17 protein-coding genes are annotated in these 19055 nt (G+C 66.4%); 13 read left to right on the top strand and 4 right to left on the bottom strand.

The features are described from left to right. Positions 1 to 9 precede the first annotated feature (9 nt). Positions 10 to 678 carry a TetR/AcrR family transcriptional regulator gene (locus tag ACOABP_RS06790; protein ID WP_474227500.1) on the top strand — a complete coding sequence of 223 codons (669 nt, stop codon included), beginning with the start codon at positions 10 to 12 and terminating at the stop codon, positions 676 to 678. A 195-nt stretch (positions 679 to 873) separates the two neighbouring features. After that, on the top strand, positions 874 to 2556 hold the full coding sequence (locus tag ACOABP_RS06785) for a long-chain-fatty-acid--CoA ligase (RefSeq protein ID WP_474227499.1): 1683 nt from the start codon (positions 874 to 876) through the stop codon (positions 2554 to 2556). A gap of 24 nt (positions 2557 to 2580) precedes the next feature. Here the strand turns inward: ACOABP_RS06785 and ACOABP_RS06780 are convergent, their stop codons facing one another. The 4 genes from ACOABP_RS06780 to ACOABP_RS06765 form a co-directional block, all read right to left on the bottom strand. Then, complete coding sequence (locus ACOABP_RS06780; RefSeq protein ID WP_474227782.1) at positions 2581 to 3021, bottom strand: hypothetical protein; 441 nt, start codon at positions 3019 to 3021, stop codon at positions 2581 to 2583. 29 nt (positions 3022 to 3050) lie between these two features. Next, on the bottom strand, positions 3051 to 3560 hold the full coding sequence (locus ACOABP_RS06775; RefSeq protein WP_474227498.1) for a MarR family winged helix-turn-helix transcriptional regulator: 510 nt from the start codon (positions 3558 to 3560) through the stop codon (positions 3051 to 3053). A 92-nt stretch (positions 3561 to 3652) separates the two neighbouring features. Then, positions 3653 to 4654 carry a Bug family tripartite tricarboxylate transporter substrate binding protein gene (locus ACOABP_RS06770; RefSeq protein ID WP_474227497.1) on the bottom strand — a complete coding sequence of 334 codons (1002 nt, stop codon included), beginning with the start codon at positions 4652 to 4654 and terminating at the stop codon, positions 3653 to 3655. Between the two features lie 176 nt (positions 4655 to 4830). Continuing rightward, a complete protein-coding gene (locus ACOABP_RS06765) occupies positions 4831 to 6024 on the bottom strand; it encodes a porin (RefSeq protein ID WP_474227496.1) in 1194 nt (397 codons plus the stop codon). 340 nt (positions 6025 to 6364) lie between these two features. Here ACOABP_RS06765 and coq7 point away from each other — a divergent pair, with 340 nt between their 5' ends. The 11 genes from coq7 (at position 6365) to murG (ending at position 19050) form a co-directional block, all read left to right on the top strand. Then, complete coding sequence (coq7, locus tag ACOABP_RS06760; RefSeq protein WP_066732447.1) at positions 6365 to 6988, top strand: 2-polyprenyl-3-methyl-6-methoxy-1,4-benzoquinone monooxygenase; 624 nt, start codon at positions 6365 to 6367, stop codon at positions 6986 to 6988. A gap of 532 nt (positions 6989 to 7520) precedes the next feature. Next, positions 7521 to 7949: a division/cell wall cluster transcriptional repressor MraZ gene (gene mraZ, locus ACOABP_RS06755; RefSeq protein WP_474227495.1), complete on the top strand. Its 429-nt coding sequence runs from the start codon at positions 7521 to 7523 to the stop codon at positions 7947 to 7949. Positions 7950 to 7956: 7 nt separating this feature from the next. Continuing rightward, a complete protein-coding gene (gene rsmH, locus ACOABP_RS06750; protein WP_474227494.1) occupies positions 7957 to 8934 on the top strand; it encodes a 16S rRNA (cytosine(1402)-N(4))-methyltransferase RsmH in 978 nt (325 codons plus the stop codon). After that, positions 8931 to 9248: a cell division protein FtsL gene (ftsL, locus tag ACOABP_RS06745; protein ID WP_066732441.1), complete on the top strand. Its 318-nt coding sequence runs from the start codon at positions 8931 to 8933 to the stop codon at positions 9246 to 9248. Before rsmH ends, ftsL begins: the two co-directional genes overlap by 4 nt. Continuing rightward, positions 9245 to 11062 carry a peptidoglycan D,D-transpeptidase FtsI family protein gene (locus ACOABP_RS06740; protein WP_474227493.1) on the top strand — a complete coding sequence of 606 codons (1818 nt, stop codon included), beginning with the start codon at positions 9245 to 9247 and terminating at the stop codon, positions 11060 to 11062. Before ftsL ends, ACOABP_RS06740 begins: the two co-directional genes overlap by 4 nt. Next, a complete protein-coding gene (locus ACOABP_RS06735) occupies positions 11059 to 12606 on the top strand; it encodes a UDP-N-acetylmuramoyl-L-alanyl-D-glutamate--2,6-diaminopimelate ligase (protein ID WP_474227492.1) in 1548 nt (515 codons plus the stop codon). The genes ACOABP_RS06740 and ACOABP_RS06735 overlap by 4 nt, the downstream gene beginning before the upstream one ends. Beyond that, the gene (locus ACOABP_RS06730; RefSeq protein WP_474227491.1) at positions 12603 to 14003 is read left to right on the top strand and encodes a UDP-N-acetylmuramoyl-tripeptide--D-alanyl-D-alanine ligase; all 1401 of its coding nucleotides are present in this window, start codon (positions 12603 to 12605) and stop codon (positions 14001 to 14003) included. The genes ACOABP_RS06735 and ACOABP_RS06730 overlap by 4 nt, the downstream gene beginning before the upstream one ends. 12 nt (positions 14004 to 14015) lie before the next feature. Further along, entirely contained in the window at positions 14016 to 15185 is a 1170-nt protein-coding gene (gene mraY / locus ACOABP_RS06725; protein ID WP_066732432.1) for a phospho-N-acetylmuramoyl-pentapeptide-transferase, read from the top strand. Between the two features lie 48 nt (positions 15186 to 15233). Beyond that, complete coding sequence (gene murD, locus ACOABP_RS06720) at positions 15234 to 16745, top strand: UDP-N-acetylmuramoyl-L-alanine--D-glutamate ligase (RefSeq protein ID WP_474227490.1); 1512 nt, start codon at positions 15234 to 15236, stop codon at positions 16743 to 16745. Further along, on the top strand, positions 16742 to 17983 hold the full coding sequence (ftsW, locus tag ACOABP_RS06715) for a putative lipid II flippase FtsW (RefSeq protein ID WP_215528601.1): 1242 nt from the start codon (positions 16742 to 16744) through the stop codon (positions 17981 to 17983). Before murD ends, ftsW begins: the two co-directional genes overlap by 4 nt. Beyond that, positions 17980 to 19050 carry an undecaprenyldiphospho-muramoylpentapeptide beta-N-acetylglucosaminyltransferase gene (gene murG, locus ACOABP_RS06710; protein ID WP_474227489.1) on the top strand — a complete coding sequence of 357 codons (1071 nt, stop codon included), beginning with the start codon at positions 17980 to 17982 and terminating at the stop codon, positions 19048 to 19050. The genes ftsW and murG overlap by 4 nt, the downstream gene beginning before the upstream one ends. Positions 19051 to 19055 lie beyond the last annotated feature (5 nt).

Genomic DNA, 19055 nt, shown 5'->3' with positions numbered 1-19055 from the left:
ATGGCGGCCATGTCTCATGCCCCCAAGAAAACCGGCAATCTGCCGCGCGCAACCGCCGCCGCCACGCTGAGCGACGACGGCCCCGCGCGCTCGCACGTGGCCGAGCGCCAGGAAATGCGCCGCCGCCAGATCCTGGATACCGCCGCGCAGCTTTTCTACACGAAAGGCTATCCGGGCATGACGATGAACGACCTGTGCCAGGCGCTGGGCGTGACCAAGCCGGCGGTCTACTATTACTTCGCCGACAAGTACGAGATCTTCGACATCCTGTGCCGCGAATCGGCGCAGACCTGCCTGCCGGTGATTCGGGAAACGGCCAACCCGGCGTTGCCGGTGCGCGAGCGCCTGCACGCCTGCCTGCTGGAAATGGCGCGCCGCTGCGTCAGGTGCCATGTGGCCGCGGCGCTGAGCTTCCGCGACAACCAGTACCTGAAAGACGACACGGTCGAGTGGCTCAACAGCATGGCCCGCGAGTTCTACCGTGACCTGTACGTGCTGCTGGAGGAAGGGCGCGCCGCGGGCGTGTTCGCGTTTGGCGATGCACGCGTGACGGCGCATTCCATGGGCGGCGTCATCGGCTTCATGTACACATGGCATGAGCCGGGGCGCATGGATCCGGAGTTGCTGGCCCACGAGCTGGCGCAGAACATGATGAAGCTGGTGCTGCCGCCGGCTTGATCGGCAGCAGGGCCTGCGGCTTTCTCCGCCAGTTTCATCAGGGTATTCCCTCGATCCCACCAATGGGTGGCGCATAATTCACGATTTCGACGGTCCAATTCGTGGAGGACTTCGTCTAACGGGTTGTCTTCGCATGGGACACGCGTTTAGCATTCCCAAAAAATCGAACGACCATTCAGAAATTCAGGAGACGGTATGGAAAAGCTGTGGCTGAAAAACTATCCGGCAGGCGTACCGGCAGAGATCGACGCCAGCCAGTTCCGTTCGCTGGCCCAGTTGCTCGAGCATTCGTTCCGTACCTACGCCGACCGCCGTGCGTTCATCTGCATGGACCGCGCCATCACCTATGGCGAACTGGACCAGCTGTCGCGCCAGTTCGCGGCCTGGCTGCAGTCGCGCGGCCTGCGTCCCGGCGCACGCGTGGCCATCATGATGCCGAACGTGCTGCAGTACCCGGTGGTGCTGGCCGCCGTGCTGCGCGCCGGCTACGTGGTGGTCAACGTGAATCCGCTGTACACGCCGCGCGAACTGGAGCACCAGCTCAAGGACAGCGGCGCCGAAGCCATCGTCATCCTTGAGAACTTCGCGGCCACCCTGCAGGCCGTGCTGCCGGCCACACCGGTCAAGCACGTGGTGGTGGCCAGCATGGGCGACATGCTGGGCGGCCTGAAGGGCACCATCGTCAATTTCGTGGTGCGTAACGTCAAGAAGATGGTGCCGGCCTGGGAACTGCCCAACTGCGTGCGCTTCAACGACGTGCTGGCCGAAGGGCGCAGGATGGAACTGAAGCCCGTGAGCACGGGCCCGGACGACATCGCGTTCCTGCAGTACACGGGCGGTACCACGGGGGTGTCGAAGGGCGCCACGCTGCTGCACCGGAACATCGTGGCGAACGTGCTGCAGTCCGAGGCCTGGATGCAGCCGGCGCTTGCCAAGGGCGCCCATATCGACCAGGTGGTGACGATCACCGCGCTGCCGCTGTACCACATCTTCGCGCTGACGGTCTGCTGCCTGCTGGGCATGCGCAGCGGCGGCCTGAGCATCCTGATTCCGAATCCGCGCGACATCCCGGGCTTTATCAAGGAACTGCAGAAGTACAAGTTCCACATGTTCCCGGCCGTGAACACGCTGTACAACGCGCTGCTGAATCATCCGGACTTCGGCAAGGTCGACTGCTCGGGCCTGCGCGTCGCCAATGGCGGCGGCATGGCCGTGCAGGAAGCCGTGGCGAAGAACTGGCTCGCCAAGACGGGCTGCCCGATCATCGAGGGCTACGGCCTGTCGGAAACCTCGCCGTCGGCTACCTGCAACCCGACCGATTCCGACGCGTTCTCGGGCACCATCGGGCTGCCGCTGCCTTCCACCGAAGTATCGATCCGCGACGACGACGGCAATGAACTGCCGCTGGGCCAGCCGGGCGAGATCTGCCTGCGCGGCCCGCAGGTGATGGCCGGTTACTGGAACCGCCCGGACGAGACCGCCAAGGTCATGACCCCGGACGGCTTCTTCAAGACCGGCGACATCGGCGTGATGGACGAGCGCGGCTACACGAAGATCGTCGACCGCAAGAAGGACATGATCCTGGTGTCGGGCTTCAATGTGTATCCGAACGAGGTGGAAGGCGTGGTCGCCGAATGCCCGGGCGTGCTCGAGGTGGCGGCCGTGGGCGTGCCCGACCAGCACTCGGGCGAGGTGGTGAAGCTGTTCGTGGTCAAGAAGGACCCGGCCCTGTCGGAAGCCGACGTGATCGCGTTCTGCAAGGACCGCCTGACCGGCTACAAGCGCCCGAAGTATGTCGAATTCCGCACCGAGCTGCCGAAGACCAACGTCGGCAAGATCCTGCGGCGCGAGCTGCGCGACAGCCGCAAGGCTGCCTGAACGCTCAGGGCCAGGTGTCCGTCGTCAGCACTCGTTCGACGGCGCCATCTGCGGCTGGGTCGATCCATCAGGATAGTTCAGCCGCACGCACGTGCCGGGTTCCAGCCCCGGCGCGGCCGGGCCGTTCACTTGGGCCACCGTGCCATCGGTGGTCCGGACCTTGTACTGGTACAGGTCCATCTGCACGGGCGGAGGCGGCGGATTGAGCAGCCTCGACAGGTCTACCGAGAACCCCACGCCCACACCGCCGCCGCCACCCCCACCGCCTGCGGCCACGCCGCCCACTCCCATCCCATAGCCGCCGTAGCTGCTGCCTTGCGGCACATCCACACGTGACAGGAAGGTTTTCTCGGTCACATGGCCAAGCTTGATCGTGGCGTTGACCGGCGTGATCTGCGGGCCGGCCGGTGTGCTGCTGCATCCCGCGCCAAGCGTGGCCAGCGTGGCTGCGCACAGTGCGGGCATCCATCGGATTGCGGGAATTGCGATACGGGTCATGGCGTGGTCGTCAGGCTGGACTTGAGGCGGCCCAGCAGTCGGAAAAGGGCGCGCCGATCGGTTTCGGCAAGTCCGGAGAACATTTGTTCCACCCACGTTTCGTGCGCGCGCGCCATGCGCGAGAACGCCTCGCGCCCCGCCGGCGTCAGGCGGATCAGATAGGCCCGGCGGTCCGTGGGCAGCGCCTCGCGCGTCACCAGGCCTTCCTGCTGCAGCTGATCGGTAATGCCCGTGACATTGCCGCCGGTCACCATCATGCGGCGCGACAGTTCGCCCATCTTGAGCCCTTCGGGATGGCGGTCCAGTTGCGACATCAGGTCGAAGCGGGGCAGCGTCACCGCAAAGTCCTGGCGCAGCCGCGAGCGGATATCGCCCTCGATCAGCGTGGTGCAGGTCAGCAGGCGCAGCCAGAGCCGCAGCGCCTCGTGGTCCGATTCGCCGGCGCTGGTTTCCAGGTCAACCGGGGTGTCATCGGCGGCGCCGCTGGCGGCGGAAGGAATGGGCATCGGGATCGGGGCAGCTCGAACATTTGATGCCTCAAGTATATGCGCTGCCCGGCGATCTCCCTATTGCCCGTACTTGCGGATGGCGGTGCCGGTCAGTCGACCTTGGCGCCCGAATCCTTGACGACCTTGGCCCACTTGGTGGTCTCCGACCGGATCAGCGCGGCGAACTGCTCGGGCGTGTTGCCCACCGGGTCGGCACCCTGTGCCATCAGCCGTTCGCGGACGGCCGGCGTGTTCAGGCTCTTCGCCACTTCCTGCTGGATGCGATGGATGATCTCCGGCGGCGTGCCTGCCGGCGCCAGCAGGCCAAACCACGAGCTGGCCTCGAAGTTGGGCAGGTTGGCCGCCTGTGCCACGGTGGGCACGCCAGGCAGGGCCGGTGACGGCTTGGCGCTGGTCACGGCCAGCGCCTTGAGCTTGCCCGCCTTGATCAGCTGCATCGACGAGGGCAGGTTGTCGAACATCACCTGCATCGTGCCGCCGGACAGGTCGGTCAGGGCAGGGCCGCTGCCGCGGTACGGGAAGTGGACCATGAAGGTCTTGGTCTGCGTCTTGAACAGTTCGCCGGCCAGGTGGATCGACGTGCCGTTGCCGCTCGACGCCATGTTGAGCTTGCCCGGGTTGGCGCGCGCATAGGCAATCAGGTCGTTGACGCTATTGATCTTGTTCTGCTGGGCGAAGGCGGGATTGACCACCAGCACGTTGGGCACCGCTGCCACCAGTGTGATCGGCGCGAAGTCCTTGATCGGGTCGAACGGCAGCTTGCCGTAGAGCGACTGGTTGATGCCGTGCGTGCCAACCGTGCCCATCAGCAGCGTATAGCCGTCGGGGGCCGACTTCGCCACGATGTCCGAGCCGATGTTGCCGCCCGCGCCGGGTTTGTTGTCGACCACCACGTTCCAGCCCGGCAGCTTCGACAGTTCGGCCGATACCGCCCGCGCCATGATGTCGGTGGTGCCACCGGCCGGGAAGGGCACGACCAGCCGGATCGGGCGGGTCGGGTAGGCATCGCTGGCCGTGGCCGTGGCGGCGGCCAGCGGGCCCAGGGCAACCGACAGGAGCAGGGCGAGGGTGCGCCGGCGAGGTTGATGCATGGCAATGTCTCCAGGTAAGGCGGCCGGGTGTTCCGGTCTGCAGGCCATTCTAGTCGGGCGCGCGCCACTTCGCGGATGAGGTGAAACCCGTTGAGACATTCACGGCGGGCCATGAAAAAAGGCGCCCGGAGGCGCCTTGAAGAAAAGGAACAATGTCGAACTGCGTGAAGCTTCGATCAGAACTTGTGGCGGATACCCACTGCCACGCCGACCTGGCTGGTCGAGCCTTGCTGCAGGAAGTAGCCGTTGGCGAAGCTCACTGCCGAGGTGTCGAAGTTCAGGCCCGAATTCTTCACGTAGCCGGCCGTCAGGTAGACGTCGGTGCGCTTCGAGAAGTTGTAGTCGGCCACGAAGCTGATCTGCCACGGGTTCTTCGGGTTGTTCGAAGCCAGGGCCGGGCCGCCGATCGTCGGATTCGGCGCGCGCAGCTGGGTGATGTCGTCGTAGAAATAAGCCAGCGTCAAGCCCAGCGGTGCGGTGACCTGGTAGTTCAGGCCCACCCAGTAGTAGTTGTCGCGCTGCAGTTCGGTGCCGTCGGAGCCGGTGACGCGGCCGTAGCGGTAGCCTGCCATCAGCTTGGCCGGACCCCACGAGTAGCTGCCCGCCGTACCGATCTTGCGCGAGCGGCCCGGAGAGCCGATCTGGGTTGCGGGGCGCCATTCGTCATAGGCCACGGTCAGGCCGAACGGGCCGCTCAGGTACAGCACGCCGGCACCACCGCCCGCGTTGTTGTTGAAGTTGCCCGGCACTTCGCCAGCACCGCCGCCGGCCAGCGCCGTGGTGCCGATGGCTGCCACGCCCGTACCGAAGCTCCAGTGGGCTTCGGCGGTAACCGGGCCGAACACGGCCGTGTACTTGGCGGTGTTGTCCGAACGGAAGTTGGTACCCAGCTGGGCCACCACCGGTTCGTAGATCGTTGCGTAGCCGGTCGGCGAGAAGTTCGCGAACATGTCGAACATGGTCGTGTACTGGCGACCGAAGGTCACGCGGCCGTAGCTGTCGCTCTGCAGGCCCACGAATGCCTGGCGGCCGAACAGACGGCCACCCTGTTGCGACTTGCCGTCGTCAAGGCCGAAGCCGCTTTCCAGCACGAACAGTGCCTTGAGGCCGCCGCCCAGATCCTCGGTGCCGCGCAGACCCCAGCGCGAGCCGGACAGGCCGCCACCGGTCTGCAGGCCCACGCGGCTGCCGCCGCCCGGTGCCGATTGCGGAATGCCGCTGGCATTTGCAGTGGTGGAAAGGCCTGGTGCCAGATGGTTGTTATATTCGATTGGCAGGTCGACGACGCCGTACAGGGTCACGCTGGTTTGCGCATTTGCAGCCGTGGCAAAAGCGCTCATCGCGGCAAGCGCGAGTAGCGATTTTTTCATGCTGGGTGATCTCCACTTAAGAATTATTAGTTGAAGCTATGCGGAAGGACCTCCTGTCAGCCCTCTTCATCCTTCCGTGCTTGACTTCCTTGGAAGCTGCCGACCACTCTAGCAAAGTCACTATTTTTTTGACCCTGTGGTAAACGTCTTGTCTGGTTTTCACAACTCAGGGTTATTGGGGACCCGGGCTTAGCGAATTCGCTTCATTGCAGGTGAATGCGCAAACCTGCACAAAATCGCACGGGTACAATGCGGGAAATCCCGGTGCGCCATCGAGGTAATGCTCTACTTGTCAGTGGGGCACGCGCGTATGGCGCCCGCAGACCTTTCATTGACACCTATGGATACGTTGATCCAAGAATTCGATGTCGCGCTGCGCGCGATTGCCGGCGCGACCCGCGCGGGCCGCGACAATCCCGCTGACCGGCTGACGCCCGATACGGAGCAGATGAGCGCAGAGGAACGCCGCCATGTGGCCGGACTCATGCGCATCAACCATGTGGGCGAGGTCTGCGCGCAGGCCCTGTACCAGGCGCAGAAGCTGACGGCGCGCAGCGCACCGGTGCGCGCGCAGATGGATGCCGCGGCGCGCGAAGAGGAAGACCACCTGGCATGGTGCGCCGAGCGTCTGCGCGAACTGGGCTCGCGGCCGAGCCTGCTCAACCCGCTCTGGTATGCCGGCGCCTTTGCCATCGGCGTCGTGGCGGGCCGGGCGGGCGACCGTATCAGCCTGGGCTTCGTGGCCGAGACCGAACGCCAGGTCGAGCATCACCTGACCGGGCACCTGGACCGTCTGCCGCCCGCCGATGGCCGCTCGCGCGCCATCCTCGAACAGATGCGCGACGACGAGATCCGCCACGGCGATGCCGCGCGCGATGCCGGCGGCGTGCCGCTGCCCGGCCCGGTGCGCGCACTGATGCGCGCCGCTTCGAAGATCATGACCACCACTGCCTATCGTATCTAGCGCCAGACGATCTGGCGCCGGCGACGAGGGCGCATTGCAAATGGCGACGGGCGTGTACGCATCGTTGCCATTTTCATTTTCGCGCAACGGTTGATCGTTGCCTCTCACAGCTGTGGAAAACTGCCGCCAGCCCTTGTTTGGGCGGGGCTGGCGGCAAAACGTTGTATCCTTCCCGACGGCGCGGAACTGGATGCGATTCCCGCCATCGGCAGTCCTCCCTCAGATAGTTCTCAGGTGGTTTCTCTGCTTTCTTCCCCAAGTGCTTCATTTCATTAAGGATTCACTGTTGCGGTGCGTGAAGTTGACGCGCTAAGTCTTTGTTCTGATTAAAAAAACCCTGTTTTTTGCCCCATGACGAGCCTTGACCCGCCAAAATGCTTCCTCTAAAGTGGGAAATAGTGTGAGGAAGTGTATTTTTGTGTGAAATACCGCCCTGTCTCTGCGATGATTCGCATCTGACCGGACGGTTGCGGACAAGGACGAATCGACCTGCCAATGGCTGAAAAAGCCGGCGGTTACCGGGGGAAAGAGCTTGTTTCAGGGAGCATCGGCACTATCGCTGGATGCCAAGGGCCGGATGTCCATTCCGGCCAGGCACCGCGAAGCGCTGCAAACGCAGGCCGAGGGCCGGGTAACGCTGACCAAGCACCCGGATGGCTGCCTGTTGCTCTTTCCAAGACCCGAATGGGAGGTTTTCCGCGGCCGCATCGCGGCGCTGCCAATGGATGCCCACTGGTGGAAGCGGATCTTTCTCGGCAACGCCGCCGACGTGGATATGGACGGCGCGGGCCGTGTGCTGATTGCACCGGAGCTGCGCAGTGCCGCCATGCTCGACAAGGAAGTGATGCTGCTCGGCATGGGCAGCCATTTCGAAGTCTGGGATGCCGCTACGTACGCCGCCAAGGAACAGGCGGCGATGGCGCAAGGCATGCCGGACGCATTGAAGAATTTCTCTTTCTGAAGAGGTCATGACCCCTACCGAAACGCCGGGGACCACCGCCCTGCGCCATCGCACCGTGTTGCTGGACGAAGCCGTCGACGCGCTCGTCTGGCGGCCCGACGGCGCCTACGTGGACGGCACCTTCGGAAGAGGCGGTCACAGCCGTGCCGTGCTGGCGCGGCTGGGGCCGGCCGGCAGCCTGGTCGCGTTCGACAAGGATCCGGCAGCAATCGCAGAAGCGGGCACCATCAAGGATGCCCGCTTCTCCATTGAGCACGCGAGCTTTGCGGAGATGGGCGAACGGCTGGCCGACCGCCCGCCCGTGGCTGGCGTGCTGCTCGACCTGGGCATCAGCTCGCCCCAGATCGACGAGGCGGCGAGGGGATTTTCCTTTCGTTTCGAGGGCCCGCTGGACATGCGCATGGACACCACGCGCGGCGTCACTGCCGCCGAGTGGCTTGCACAGGCGGACGAGCAGGACATTGCCAGGGTGATACGAGACTATGGGGAAGAACGGTTTGCTGTACAGATTGCAAAGGCGATTGTTGCTCGCCGGAGCGAACCCGGCGATGGCGGACCAGTCGCCACTACTTCAGAGCTTGCCGCGCTCGTGGCGAAAACCGTCAAGACACGTGAGAAGGGTCAGGACCCTGCGACCCGCACCTTTCAAGCTCTACGGATTCACGTCAATCAAGAGCTTGCGGACCTCGAAAGAGGCCTGAAGGCGGCGTACGAGCTGCTGCAGGTCGGAGGCCGCCTCGTGGTGATCAGCTTTCACTCGCTCGAGGACCGCATCGTCAAGCGGTTCATGCAGGCGCACGCCCATCCGGATCGCGATGCCGACCCGGCGCTGCGCCGCGCACCGCTGCGCGCGGCCGACTTGCCGCAGCCGACGATGAAGCTGCTGGGCCGCTTCAAGCCCGGCGCCCAGGAAGTGGCCGATAACCCGCGGGCGCGCTCGGCGGTGATGCGCGTGGCAGAGAAACTCGGAGGCCAGTCGGCATGAACCGCCTGACCTTCTTCCTGCTGGCCGCGCTGATGCTGTGCGCGCTGTCGCTCGTGAGCGCGCAGCACCAGGCCCGCACGCTGTTCGTGGCGCTGGAACGCGCACAGTCCGAGGAAAAGCAGCTCGACATCGACTGGTCGCGCCTGCAGTACCAGCAAAGTTCGCTCAGCAAGAGCGCACGCATTGCCGATTCGGCGCGTGCGCAGCTCAAGATGGCGCCGGCCATGGCCGGGCGTACCCAATACCTGCAGGGCGTGGTGCTGCCTGATACCCCGCCCGACGCCCAGCAACCCGCTGGGGGAGCCGCCAAATGAGCCTGGCCCGTCCGAGCCTGAACCGCGCCCGCGCCGGCAACAAGCCGCGCGGCGAAGCCGCGCGTCCGCGCACCGGACAGTTCTCGGCCAGCCCGGTACTGGGCTTGCGCCTGCCGATGTGGCGCTCGAAGTTCGTGGTGTTCCTGATGTTTGCCGCGTTCCTGGCGCTGGCCGCGCGCGCGATGTGGATCCAGGGCCCGGGCAACCAGTTCTACGAACTGGAGGGCAAGAAGCGCTTCCAGCGTACGCTGGAGCTGCCGGCCACGCGCGGCAAGATCCTGGACCGGAATGGCCTGGTGCTGGCCACCAGCCTGCCGGTCAAGGCGATCTGGGCCGTGCCCGAGGACGTGCCCGATCTCGACCCGCAGCGCATGCGCCAGCTGGCCAAGCTGCTGGACATGTCCGAGAAGGACCTCCGCGCCAAATTCAATGAAGACAAGAGCTTTGTCTACCTGAAGCGCCAGGTGCTGCCCGATGCCGCGGACAAGATCGCCGCGCTGAAGATCGAAGGCGTGCACCAGACCCGCGAGTACAAGCGGTTCTACCCGGAAGGCGAGGCGATGGCGCACATCGTCGGCTTTACCAACGTCGAGGACAAGGGCCAGGAAGGCGTGGAACTGGCCCGCGAAGGCGTGCTGGCCGGCAGCCCCGGCGCGCGCCAGGTGATCAAGGACCGCCTGGGCCGCGTGGTGGAGGACGTCGGCATCCTGAAGACGCCGCGCGACGGCCAGGACATGCAGTTGTCGATCGACGCCAAGATCCAGTACCTGGCCTACAACGAGGTCAAGGCCGTGGTGGAGCGCAACAAGGCCAAGGCTGCCAGCGCCGTGGTGCTCGACGCCCAGACCGGCGAGGTGCTGGCGCTGGCCAACTGGCCCACGTACAACCCGAACGACCGCAGCCGCCTGTCGGGCGAGCAGCTGCGTAACCGCGTGCTGACCGACACCTTCGAGCCGGGATCGATGATGAAGCCGATCACGATCGGCCTGGCGCTGCAACTGGGCCGCGTGACGCCGGCCACGACGGTGGTCACGACCGGCAAGTTCAATTTCGAAGGCGCCACGATCTCCGATACCCACAACTACGGCACGCTCACGGTGGGCGGCGTGATCCAGAAGTCGAGCAACATCGGCACGACCAAGATCGCGATGATGATGAAGCCGCAGGAGATGTGGGACATGTTCACCAGCGTCGGCCTGGGCCAGGCGCCGAAGCTCGGCTTCCCGGGCGCGGTGGCCGGCCGCGTGCGGCCGTGGAAGAGCTGGCGCCCGATCGAGCAGGCCACCATGTCCTACGGCTATGGCCTGTCGGTGTCGCTGTTCCAGGTGGCGCACGCCTATACGATCTTTGCCCACGACGGCGAGCTGATCCCGGTGTCGATGTTCAAGACCAATGGCCCGGTGACCGGCGAACGCATCCTGACGCCGCAGATCGCGCGTGAAGTGCGCGGCATGCTGGAAACCGTGACCGCCCCGGGCGGCACGGCGCCGGAAGCCCAGGTGATGGGCTACCGCGTGGGTGGCAAGACCGGTACCGCATACAAGCACGTGGGCCGCGGCTACGACCGCAGCAAGTACCGCGCGTCGTTCATCGGCCTGGCGCCGATGTCCAACCCGCGCGTGATCGTGGCGGTCAGCGTCGACGAACCGACCGCCGGCAGCCACTACGGTGGCGCCGTGGCCGGCCCGGTCTTCTCGGCGATCACCGGCGGCGCGCTGCGCTCGCTGAATGTACAGCCCGATTCGCCGATCCGGCAGCTGATGGTCACCGACAAGGTCCAGGAAAGCGAACCACCCTGGAGCGCTACGCCATGACGGCCAAGCCGCTGCTCCCGATCGAGGTGTCCACCCAGGCCAGCAACGCGCTGGCCTGGCTGCATGCGCACGCGCCGGCCGGTGCCAGGCTGACTGGCGACACCCGCCGCCTGCAGCCGGGCGACGTGTTCTTTGCCTATGTGCTGGGTAACGAGCGCCTGGCGACCGATGGCCGTCCGCATATCGACAAGGCCATCGCCGCCGGTGCGTCGGCCGTGATCTACGAGGCCGATGGCTTCGACTGGCCGCACGGCGACACCGTCCCGCACCTGCCGATGTCGCAACTGCACTGGCTGGCCGGCCCGATTGCGGCTGGCTGGTATGGCATTGGCGCGCGCAACGTGGCGGTGACCGGCATCACCGGCACCAATGGCAAGACATCGTGCGCGCAGTGGCTGGCGCGCCTGCTGCAGGCTGCCGGCACCCCGTGCGCGACGATCGGCACGCTGGGCACGGGCTTTCCCGATGCACTCCGGATCACCGGTTTCACCACGCCCGACGCCGTGCAGCTCCAGGCCAGCCTGGCCGAGCTGAACGATGCCGGTGCGCGCGCCATCGCCATGGAAGTCTCGTCGCACGGCCTGGAGCAGGGCCGCGTGGCCGGCACCGGGTTTGGCGTGGCGGTGCTGACCAACCTGACGCAGGACCACCTCGACTACCACGGCACGATGGCCGAGTACGAGGCGGCCAAGGCCATGCTGTTCCAATGGGACGGCCTGCGCACGGCGGTGATCAACCGCGACGACGCCATGGGCGGCCGCCTGCTGGCCGGCAATGCCGCCGCCGTCAGCGCGCCGCAGGTGATCGAATATGGCATCGATGGCAAGGCCGGCGCCACGGCGGCACGCGGCCAGTGGCTGCGTGCGACCGATGTGCGCGCCACGGCCTCGGGCACGGCGTTTCATGTCGATGGCAGCTTCGGCAGTGCCGACGTGACCACGCCGATGATCGGTGCCTTCAACGTCAGCAACCTGCTGGCGGTGCTGGGCGCCGCGCTGGCGCAGGGCGTGGCCTGGGGTGCCGCCATCGCCGCGCTGCGCAGCCTGACCCCGGTCGATGGCCGCATGGAACTGTTCGGCGGCCACGACGCGCCGCTGGCCGTGGTCGACTACGCCCACACGCCCGACGCGCTGGTGCAGACGCTGACCGCGCTGCGCCCGGTGGCCGATGCCCGCCAGGGCCGGCTCTGGTGCGTGTTCGGCTGCGGCGGCGACCGCGACGCCACCAAGCGCCCGCTGATGGGCGGCGTGGCCGAGCGCCTGGCCGACGATGTGGTGCTGACCAGCGACAACCCGCGCAGCGAAGATCCGCTCGATATCCTCGGGCAGATCGCCGACGGCATGCAGGATCGCAGCCGCGTGCGGCTGATCGAAGACCGCGCCGCGGCCATTCTTTACGCAATCAAGCACGCCGCCCCGGCCGACGTGGTGCTCGTGGCCGGCAAGGGCCATGAAGCCACGCAGGAGATCCAGGGCCGCAAGCGGCCGTTCTCGGACCGCGAACATGTGCGCCTGACCCTGGGCACGCGGGGGGTGTCGGCATGAACGGACACCAGATGACGAATTTGCAGCAAGCCGCCGGCTGGATGGCCGGCGCACGTATTTCCGGCGATGCCACGCGCACGTTTGCGCGCGTGCATACCGACAGCCGTACCGTACAGCCGGGCGACCTGTTCGTGGCGCTCAAGGGCGACCGCTTCGACGCCCATGACTTCCTGCCCGATGTGGTGGCGCGCGGCGCCGCCGCCGTGCTGGTGAGCCGCGAGATCGACCTCGACGTGCCGGCGCTGATCGTGCCGGACACGCGCATCGGCCTGGGCGAACTCGGTGCCGGCTGGCGCCGCCAGTTCACGCCGCCGACGGTGGCCGTGACCGGCAGCAACGGCAAGACCACGGTCAAGGAAATGATCGCGGCAATCTTTGCCGCGGCCGTGGGCGAGGACGACCGGCTGGCGACGGGCGGCAATCTGAACAACGATATCGGCCTGCCGCTGACGGTGCTGCGCCTGCGCGCGCACCACAAGCTGGCGGTGCTGGAACTGGGCATGAACCACCCGGGCGAGACGGTCTACCTGGCCGGCATCGCCCAGCCGACCGTGGCCGTGATCACCAACGCCCAGCGCGAGCACCAGGAATTCATGGTCAGCGTGGAAGCGGTGGCGCACGAGCACGCCAGCGCCATCGCCGCGCTCCCGGCCGATGGCGTGGCCGTGTTTCCGGTGGATGCCGAAAGCGGCGGCGAACATGCCGCGATCTGGCGCCAGGCCGCCGGCAAGCGCCGCGTGCTGGCGTTCGGCACCGATGCATCGGCCGATGTGCGCGCGACCGTGACGCTCGAAGACGGCGTGCAGGTGCTGCACGTGACGGCGCCGGGAAAGACGTTCGACCTGCGGCTGCAGCTGCTGGGCGCGCACAACGTGCGCAATGCGCTGGCGGCAACGGCATGCGCGCTGGCGGCCGGCGTGGCGGTGGACGCGATCCAGCGCGGCATCGCGGGCTTCTCGGCCGTGAAGGGGCGCCTGCAGGTCAAGCACACGCCGGCCGGCACGGTGGTCATCGACGATACGTACAACGCGAATCCCGATTCCATGCGCGCCGCCATCGACGTGCTGGCCGGGTTTGCGGCCCCGCGCGTACTGGTGCTGGGCGACATGGGCGAAGTGGGCGACCAGGGCCCGGCGTTCCACACCGAGATCGGCGCCTACGCACGCGAGCGCGGCATCGAGACGCTGTGGACGCTGGGCGAGCTGGCGCCGCATGCCGTGCAGGCATACGGCCCGGGCGCACGCCATTTTGCCGGCGCGGAAGACCTGGTGCAGGCGCTGAAGGAAGACAAGGAGGGCGTGGTAGCTGGTGCAGCCGCCGTGCTCGTGAAGGGATCGCGCTTCATGCGCATGGAACGGATGGTCGATGCGCTTGTCGCATCACCTTCCGCTCACTAAGAAAGAAAGACGATGTTATTGGCACTGGCCCAGTGGCTGCAAAACGATTACAGCTTCCTGCGGGTCGTTAACTACCTGACCTTCCGCGCGGTGATGGCCAACCTCACCGCGCTGGTGATCGGCCTCGGTTTCGGGCCGTGGGTCATCCGTCGCCTGACCGAACTGAAGATCGGCCAGGCCGTGCGTACCATCGGCCCGCAGACGCACCTGGTGAAATCCGGTACGCCTACCATGGGCGGCGTGCTGGTGCTGATCTCGATCTGCGTGTCGACGCTGCTGTGGTGCGACTGGGGCAACCGCTTTATCTGGGTGGTGCTGCTGGTTACGCTGGGCTACGGCGCCGTGGGCTGGGTCGACGACTACCGCAAGGTGGTGTATCGCGACCCGCGCGGCATGTCGAGCCGCGAGAAATTCTTCTGGCAGACGCTGATCGGCCTGGTAGCCGCCGTGTACCTGGCGTTCTCGGTGACCGAGGCCAGCAACGTGCGCGTCTGGAGCCTGTTCCTGAGCTGGATCGAAGGCGGCATGTTCGCCGACGTGCCGTACAAGACCAACCTGATCGTCCCGTTCTTCAAGGAAATCAGCTACCCGCTGGGCGTCACCGGCTTCATCGTGCTGACGTACCTGGTGATCGTGGGCTCCAGCAATGCGGTGAACCTGACCGATGGCCTGGACGGCCTGGTGATCATGCCCGTGGTGCTGGTGGGCGGCGGCCTGGGCGTGTTCGCCTACGTGATGGGCAACGCGGTCTACAGCAAGTACCTGCTGTTCCCGCATATCCCGGGGGCCGGCGAACTGCTGATCTTCTGCTCGGCGATGGCCGGCGCGGGCCTGGCCTTCCTCTGGTTCAACGCGCACCCGGCGCGCGTGTTCATGGGCGATGTCGGCGCGCTGGCGCTGGGCGGCGCGCTGGGCACCATCGCCGTGATCGTGCGCCAGGAAATCGTGCTGTTCGTGATGGGCGGCATCTTCGTGGTGGAAACGCTGTCGGTGATGCTGCAGGTCACGTGGTTCAAGTTCACCAAGAAGCGCTATGGCGAAGGCCGGCGCCTGTTCCGCATGGCGCCGCTGCACCACCACTTCGAACTGAGTGGCTGGAAGGAAACGCAGGTCACCGTGCGGTTCTGGATCATCACGATGCTGCTGGTGCTGATCGGTCTGTCGACGCTGAAGCTGCGCTGAGACGTCCCCGAAAAACTGAAGCTCTCTATATAAAGACAGGAAATCGAAGTGTTCGGCGTGTTGCAGAAACCTCATGTGCTGGTACTTGGCCTCGGTGAATCGGGGCTGGCCATGTCACGCTGGTGCGGCCTGAACGGCTGCCGCGTGCGCGTGGCCGACACACGCGAGGCGCCCGCCAACCTTGCCTTCCTGCAGGCCGAACTGACCGCGGCGCAGTTCGTGGGCGGCCCGTTCGCCGAAAACCTGCTCGACGATATCGGCCTGGTGGCGATCAGCCCGGGCCTGTCGCCGCTGGAAGCCGGAACGAAGGCGCTGCTCGATGCCGCCCAGGCGCGCGGCATCCCGGTCTGGGGCGAGATCGAACTGTTCGCCCAGGCGCTGGGTTACCTGGAAGCCACGTCGGGCTATGCGCCGCGCGTGCTGGCCATCACCGGCACCAACGGCAAGACCACGACCACGGCACTGACCGGCCGCCTGATCGAACGCACGGGCAAGACGGTGGGTGTGGCCGGCAACATCAGCCCGTCGGCGCTGGACAAGCTGTCGGCCTGCATCGCCAGCGCCACGCTACCCGATGTCTGGGTGCTGGAACTGTCGAGCTTCCAGCTGGAATACACGTTCTCGCTGGCGCCGCATGCGGCGACGGTGCTCAATGTCACGCAGGACCACCTGGACTGGCACGGCAGCATGGAAGCCTACGCCGCCGCCAAGGCCCGTATCTTCGGCCCGGCCGGCAAGGGCTGCGTGCAGGTGCTGAATCGCCAGGACAAGCTGACGATGGACATGGCCCGCCCGGGTGCCAAGCCGGTGACCTTCGGCACCGACCTGCCGGAAACCGCCGGCAGCTACGGCGTGCTGCGCGATGGCGGCATGCCGTGGCTGATCGTGGCCGAGCCCGATCAGGAAGCCGAGGCGGAGCAGAAGCCGCGCCGCCGCAAGAAGGAAGAGGTGGCCGAGGAAGCCGTGCCGGTGCGCCACAAGCGCCTGATGCCGGCCGACGCCCTGCATATTCGCGGCCTGCACAACGCCACCAACGCCATGGCGGCGCTGGCGCTGTGCCGCGCCATCGACCTGCCGCTGAACGCGCTGCTGCATGGCCTGCGCGAGTATCGCGGCGAGCAGCACCGCGTGGAGTGGGTCGCCACCATCGATGAAGTCGAGTACTTCGACGACAGCAAGGGCACCAATGTGGGCGCCACCGTGGCCGCGCTGAACGGGCTGGACAAGCACGTGGTGCTGATCGCAGGTGGCGAAGGCAAGGGCCAGGACTTCTCGCCCCTGGCTGCACCGGTGACGCAATATGCACGCGCCGTGGTGCTGATCGGCAAGGACGCCGGCGCCATCCGCGAGGCGCTGGCCGCCACGGGTACGCAGATCGTTGACGCCGCCTCGCTGGAAGAGGCCGTCGAGAAATCGGCGGGCCTGGCCGAGTCGGGCGATGTCGTATTGCTGTCGCCAGCCTGTGCCAGCCTCGACATGTTCCGCAATTACGTGCATCGCGCGCAGGTGTTCCGCGGCGCGGTGGAAGAACTGGCCCTGTCCCGGGGGATCATGCCATGAGCGACTCGCAGGTCAAGCGCAGCGGATTCATCGGCGCCACCATCGGCAATGCCTGGGGTGGCCTGCGTGACGCGGTGTCGGGCGTCAAGCCGACCCGTTCGCGCATGATGGAGTACGACCAGCCCCTGCTCTGGGTGGCTATCGTGCTGCTGACGTTCGGCCTGGTGATGGTCTATTCGGCATCGATCGCGCTGCCGGACTCGCCGCGCTACGCCAACTACCGCGAGGTGCATTTCCTGGTGCGCCATGCGTTCGCGCTGTTCATCGGCCTGTCGGTGGGGTTGGCGGCGTTCCAGGTGCCGGTCAAGGTGTGGGACAAGTACGCGCCCAAGCTGTTCATCATCGCGCTGGTGCTGCTGGTGCTGGTGCTGGTGCCGTTCGTGGGCAAGGGCGTGAACGGCGCACGGCGCTGGATTCCACTGGGCGTCATGAACTTCCAGCCGTCGGAACTGATGAAGCTGGCCGTGGTGCTGTACGCGGCCAACTACACGGTGCGCAAGCAGGAATGGATGCAGACCGTCAGCAAGGGGTTCCTGCCGATGGGCGTGGCCGTGGTGGTGGTGGGCATGCTGCTGCTGCTGGAGCCCGACATGGGCGCGTTCCTGGTGATCGCGGCCGTCGCCATGGGCATCCTGTTCCTGGGCGGCATCAACGGCAAGCTGTTCGCCGGGCTGGTGGGCGTGGCCGTCGGCGCGTTCGCGCTGCTGATCACGGCATCGCCGTGGCGTCGCGAGCGGATCTTTGCCTACCTGAACCCGTGGGAAGAGAGCAACGCGCTGGGCAAGGCGTATCAGCTGACGCACTCGCTGATCGCCTTTGGCCGTGGCGAATGGACCGGCGTGGGGCTGGGCGGCAGCATCGAGAAGCTGCACTACCTGCCCGAAGCGCATACCGACTTCATCCTGGCGGTGATCGGCGAGGAATTCGGCTTTATCGGCGTGCTGGTGATGATCGTGCTGTTCTACTGGCTGGTGCGCCGCTGCTTCAACATCGGCCGCACGGCGCTGCAGCTCGACCGCACGTTTGCCGGGCTGGTGGCGAAGGGCATCGGCGTCTGGGTCGGCTGGCAGACCTTCATCAACATGGGTGTGAACCTGGGCCTGCTGCCCACCAAGGGGCTGACGCTGCCGCTGGTGAGCTACGGCGGTTCGGGCATCTTGATGAACTGCGTGGCGCTGGCGATTGTCTTGCGAATCGATTACGAGAATCGGGTGCTGATGCGCGGAGGCAAGGTATGACCGACCGCACCCTTCTCGTCATGGCCGGCGGTACCGGGGGCCACGTGTTCCCGGGGCTGGCGGTCGCGCGTGCCCTGCGCGACGAGGGCTGGCGTGTGGTCTGGCTGGGCAATCGCTCGGGCATGGAGGCCACGCTGGTGCCCCGGCACGACATCCCGATGGAGTACATCCAGTTTGGCGGGCTGCGCGGCAAGGGCCTGGTGACCAAGCTGCTGCTGCCGCTGAACCTGCTGCGCGCGTTCTGGCAAAGCATCGGCGCGTTGCGCCGCGTGAAGCCCGACGTGGTGCTGGGCATGGGCGGCTACATCACGTTCCCGGCCGGGATGATGGCGTCGCTGCTGGGCCGGCCGCTGGTGCTGCACGAGCAGAATTCCATCGCCGGACTGGCGAACAAGGTGCTGGCCAAGGTGGCGGATCGAGTGCTGTGCGCGTTCCCGGACGCGTTGCCGGACAGCGAATGGACCGGCAACCCGGTGCGCGCCGAACTGGCGGCGATCCCGGAACCGGAGTCGCGCTACGACCATCGCACCGGCCCGCTGCGCATCCTGGTGGTGGGCGGCAGCCTGGGCGCGGCGGCGCTGAACGACGTCGTGCCGAAGGCGCTGGCTTTGCTGCCAGAGGCCACCCGGCCGACGGTCAGGCACCAGGCCGGGGCCAAACAGATCGACCAGCTGCGCGCGAACTACGTGGCGGCGGGCGTGGCCGGCGAGACCGTGCCCTTTATCGACGACATGGCGGCGGCCTATGCCGACGCCGACCTGGTCATCTGCCGCGCTGGCGCGATGACGGTCTCGGAAGTGGCGGCCGCCGGAGTGGCCGCGCTGTTCGTGCCGTTCCCGCACGCGGTGGACGACCACCAGACCACCAACGCCAGGTTCCTGTCGAAGCAGGGCGCGGCGTTGCTGGTGCAACAGAACGCATTGACCGCGGAGGGCCTGGCGCAAACGATCGCCGGGCTGGACCGCGGCCAGTTGAAGGACATGGCGCGCGCTGCGCGCAACCTGGCCAAGCCTGAGGCAACCCGGCGAGTCGCCGAGATCTGCCGTCAGATGGCAGGCGAAAAATGAAACGG

The organism is Cupriavidus sp. HE11, assembly GCF_056097175.1.
Note: the sequence above shows the minus strand (reverse complement) of the source record. Positions and strands in the feature narration are given on the sequence as shown.

Coding starts and splice junctions, on each gene's coding strand:
- ACOABP_RS06790 (WP_474227500.1), top strand. CDS start 10: ATGTCTCATGCCCCCAAGAAAACCGGCAATCTGCCGCGCGCAACCGCC.
- ACOABP_RS06785 (WP_474227499.1), top strand. CDS start 874: ATGGAAAAGCTGTGGCTGAAAAACTATCCGGCAGGCGTACCGGCAGAG.
- ACOABP_RS06780 (WP_474227782.1), bottom strand. CDS start 3,021: ATGCCCGCACTGTGCGCAGCCACGCTGGCCACGCTTGGCGCGGGATGC.
- ACOABP_RS06775 (WP_474227498.1), bottom strand. CDS start 3,560: ATGCCCATTCCTTCCGCCGCCAGCGGCGCCGCCGATGACACCCCGGTT.
- ACOABP_RS06770 (WP_474227497.1), bottom strand. CDS start 4,654: ATGCATCAACCTCGCCGGCGCACCCTCGCCCTGCTCCTGTCGGTTGCC.
- ACOABP_RS06765 (WP_474227496.1), bottom strand. CDS start 6,024: ATGAAAAAATCGCTACTCGCGCTTGCCGCGATGAGCGCTTTTGCCACG.
- coq7 (WP_066732447.1), top strand. CDS start 6,365: ATGGATACGTTGATCCAAGAATTCGATGTCGCGCTGCGCGCGATTGCC.
- rsmH (WP_474227494.1), top strand. CDS start 7,957: ATGACCCCTACCGAAACGCCGGGGACCACCGCCCTGCGCCATCGCACC.
- ftsL (WP_066732441.1), top strand. CDS start 8,931: ATGAACCGCCTGACCTTCTTCCTGCTGGCCGCGCTGATGCTGTGCGCG.
- ACOABP_RS06740 (WP_474227493.1), top strand. CDS start 9,245: ATGAGCCTGGCCCGTCCGAGCCTGAACCGCGCCCGCGCCGGCAACAAG.
- ACOABP_RS06735 (WP_474227492.1), top strand. CDS start 11,059: ATGACGGCCAAGCCGCTGCTCCCGATCGAGGTGTCCACCCAGGCCAGC.
- ACOABP_RS06730 (WP_474227491.1), top strand. CDS start 12,603: ATGAACGGACACCAGATGACGAATTTGCAGCAAGCCGCCGGCTGGATG.
- mraY (WP_066732432.1), top strand. CDS start 14,016: ATGTTATTGGCACTGGCCCAGTGGCTGCAAAACGATTACAGCTTCCTG.
- ftsW (WP_215528601.1), top strand. CDS start 16,742: ATGAGCGACTCGCAGGTCAAGCGCAGCGGATTCATCGGCGCCACCATC.
- murG (WP_474227489.1), top strand. CDS start 17,980: ATGACCGACCGCACCCTTCTCGTCATGGCCGGCGGTACCGGGGGCCAC.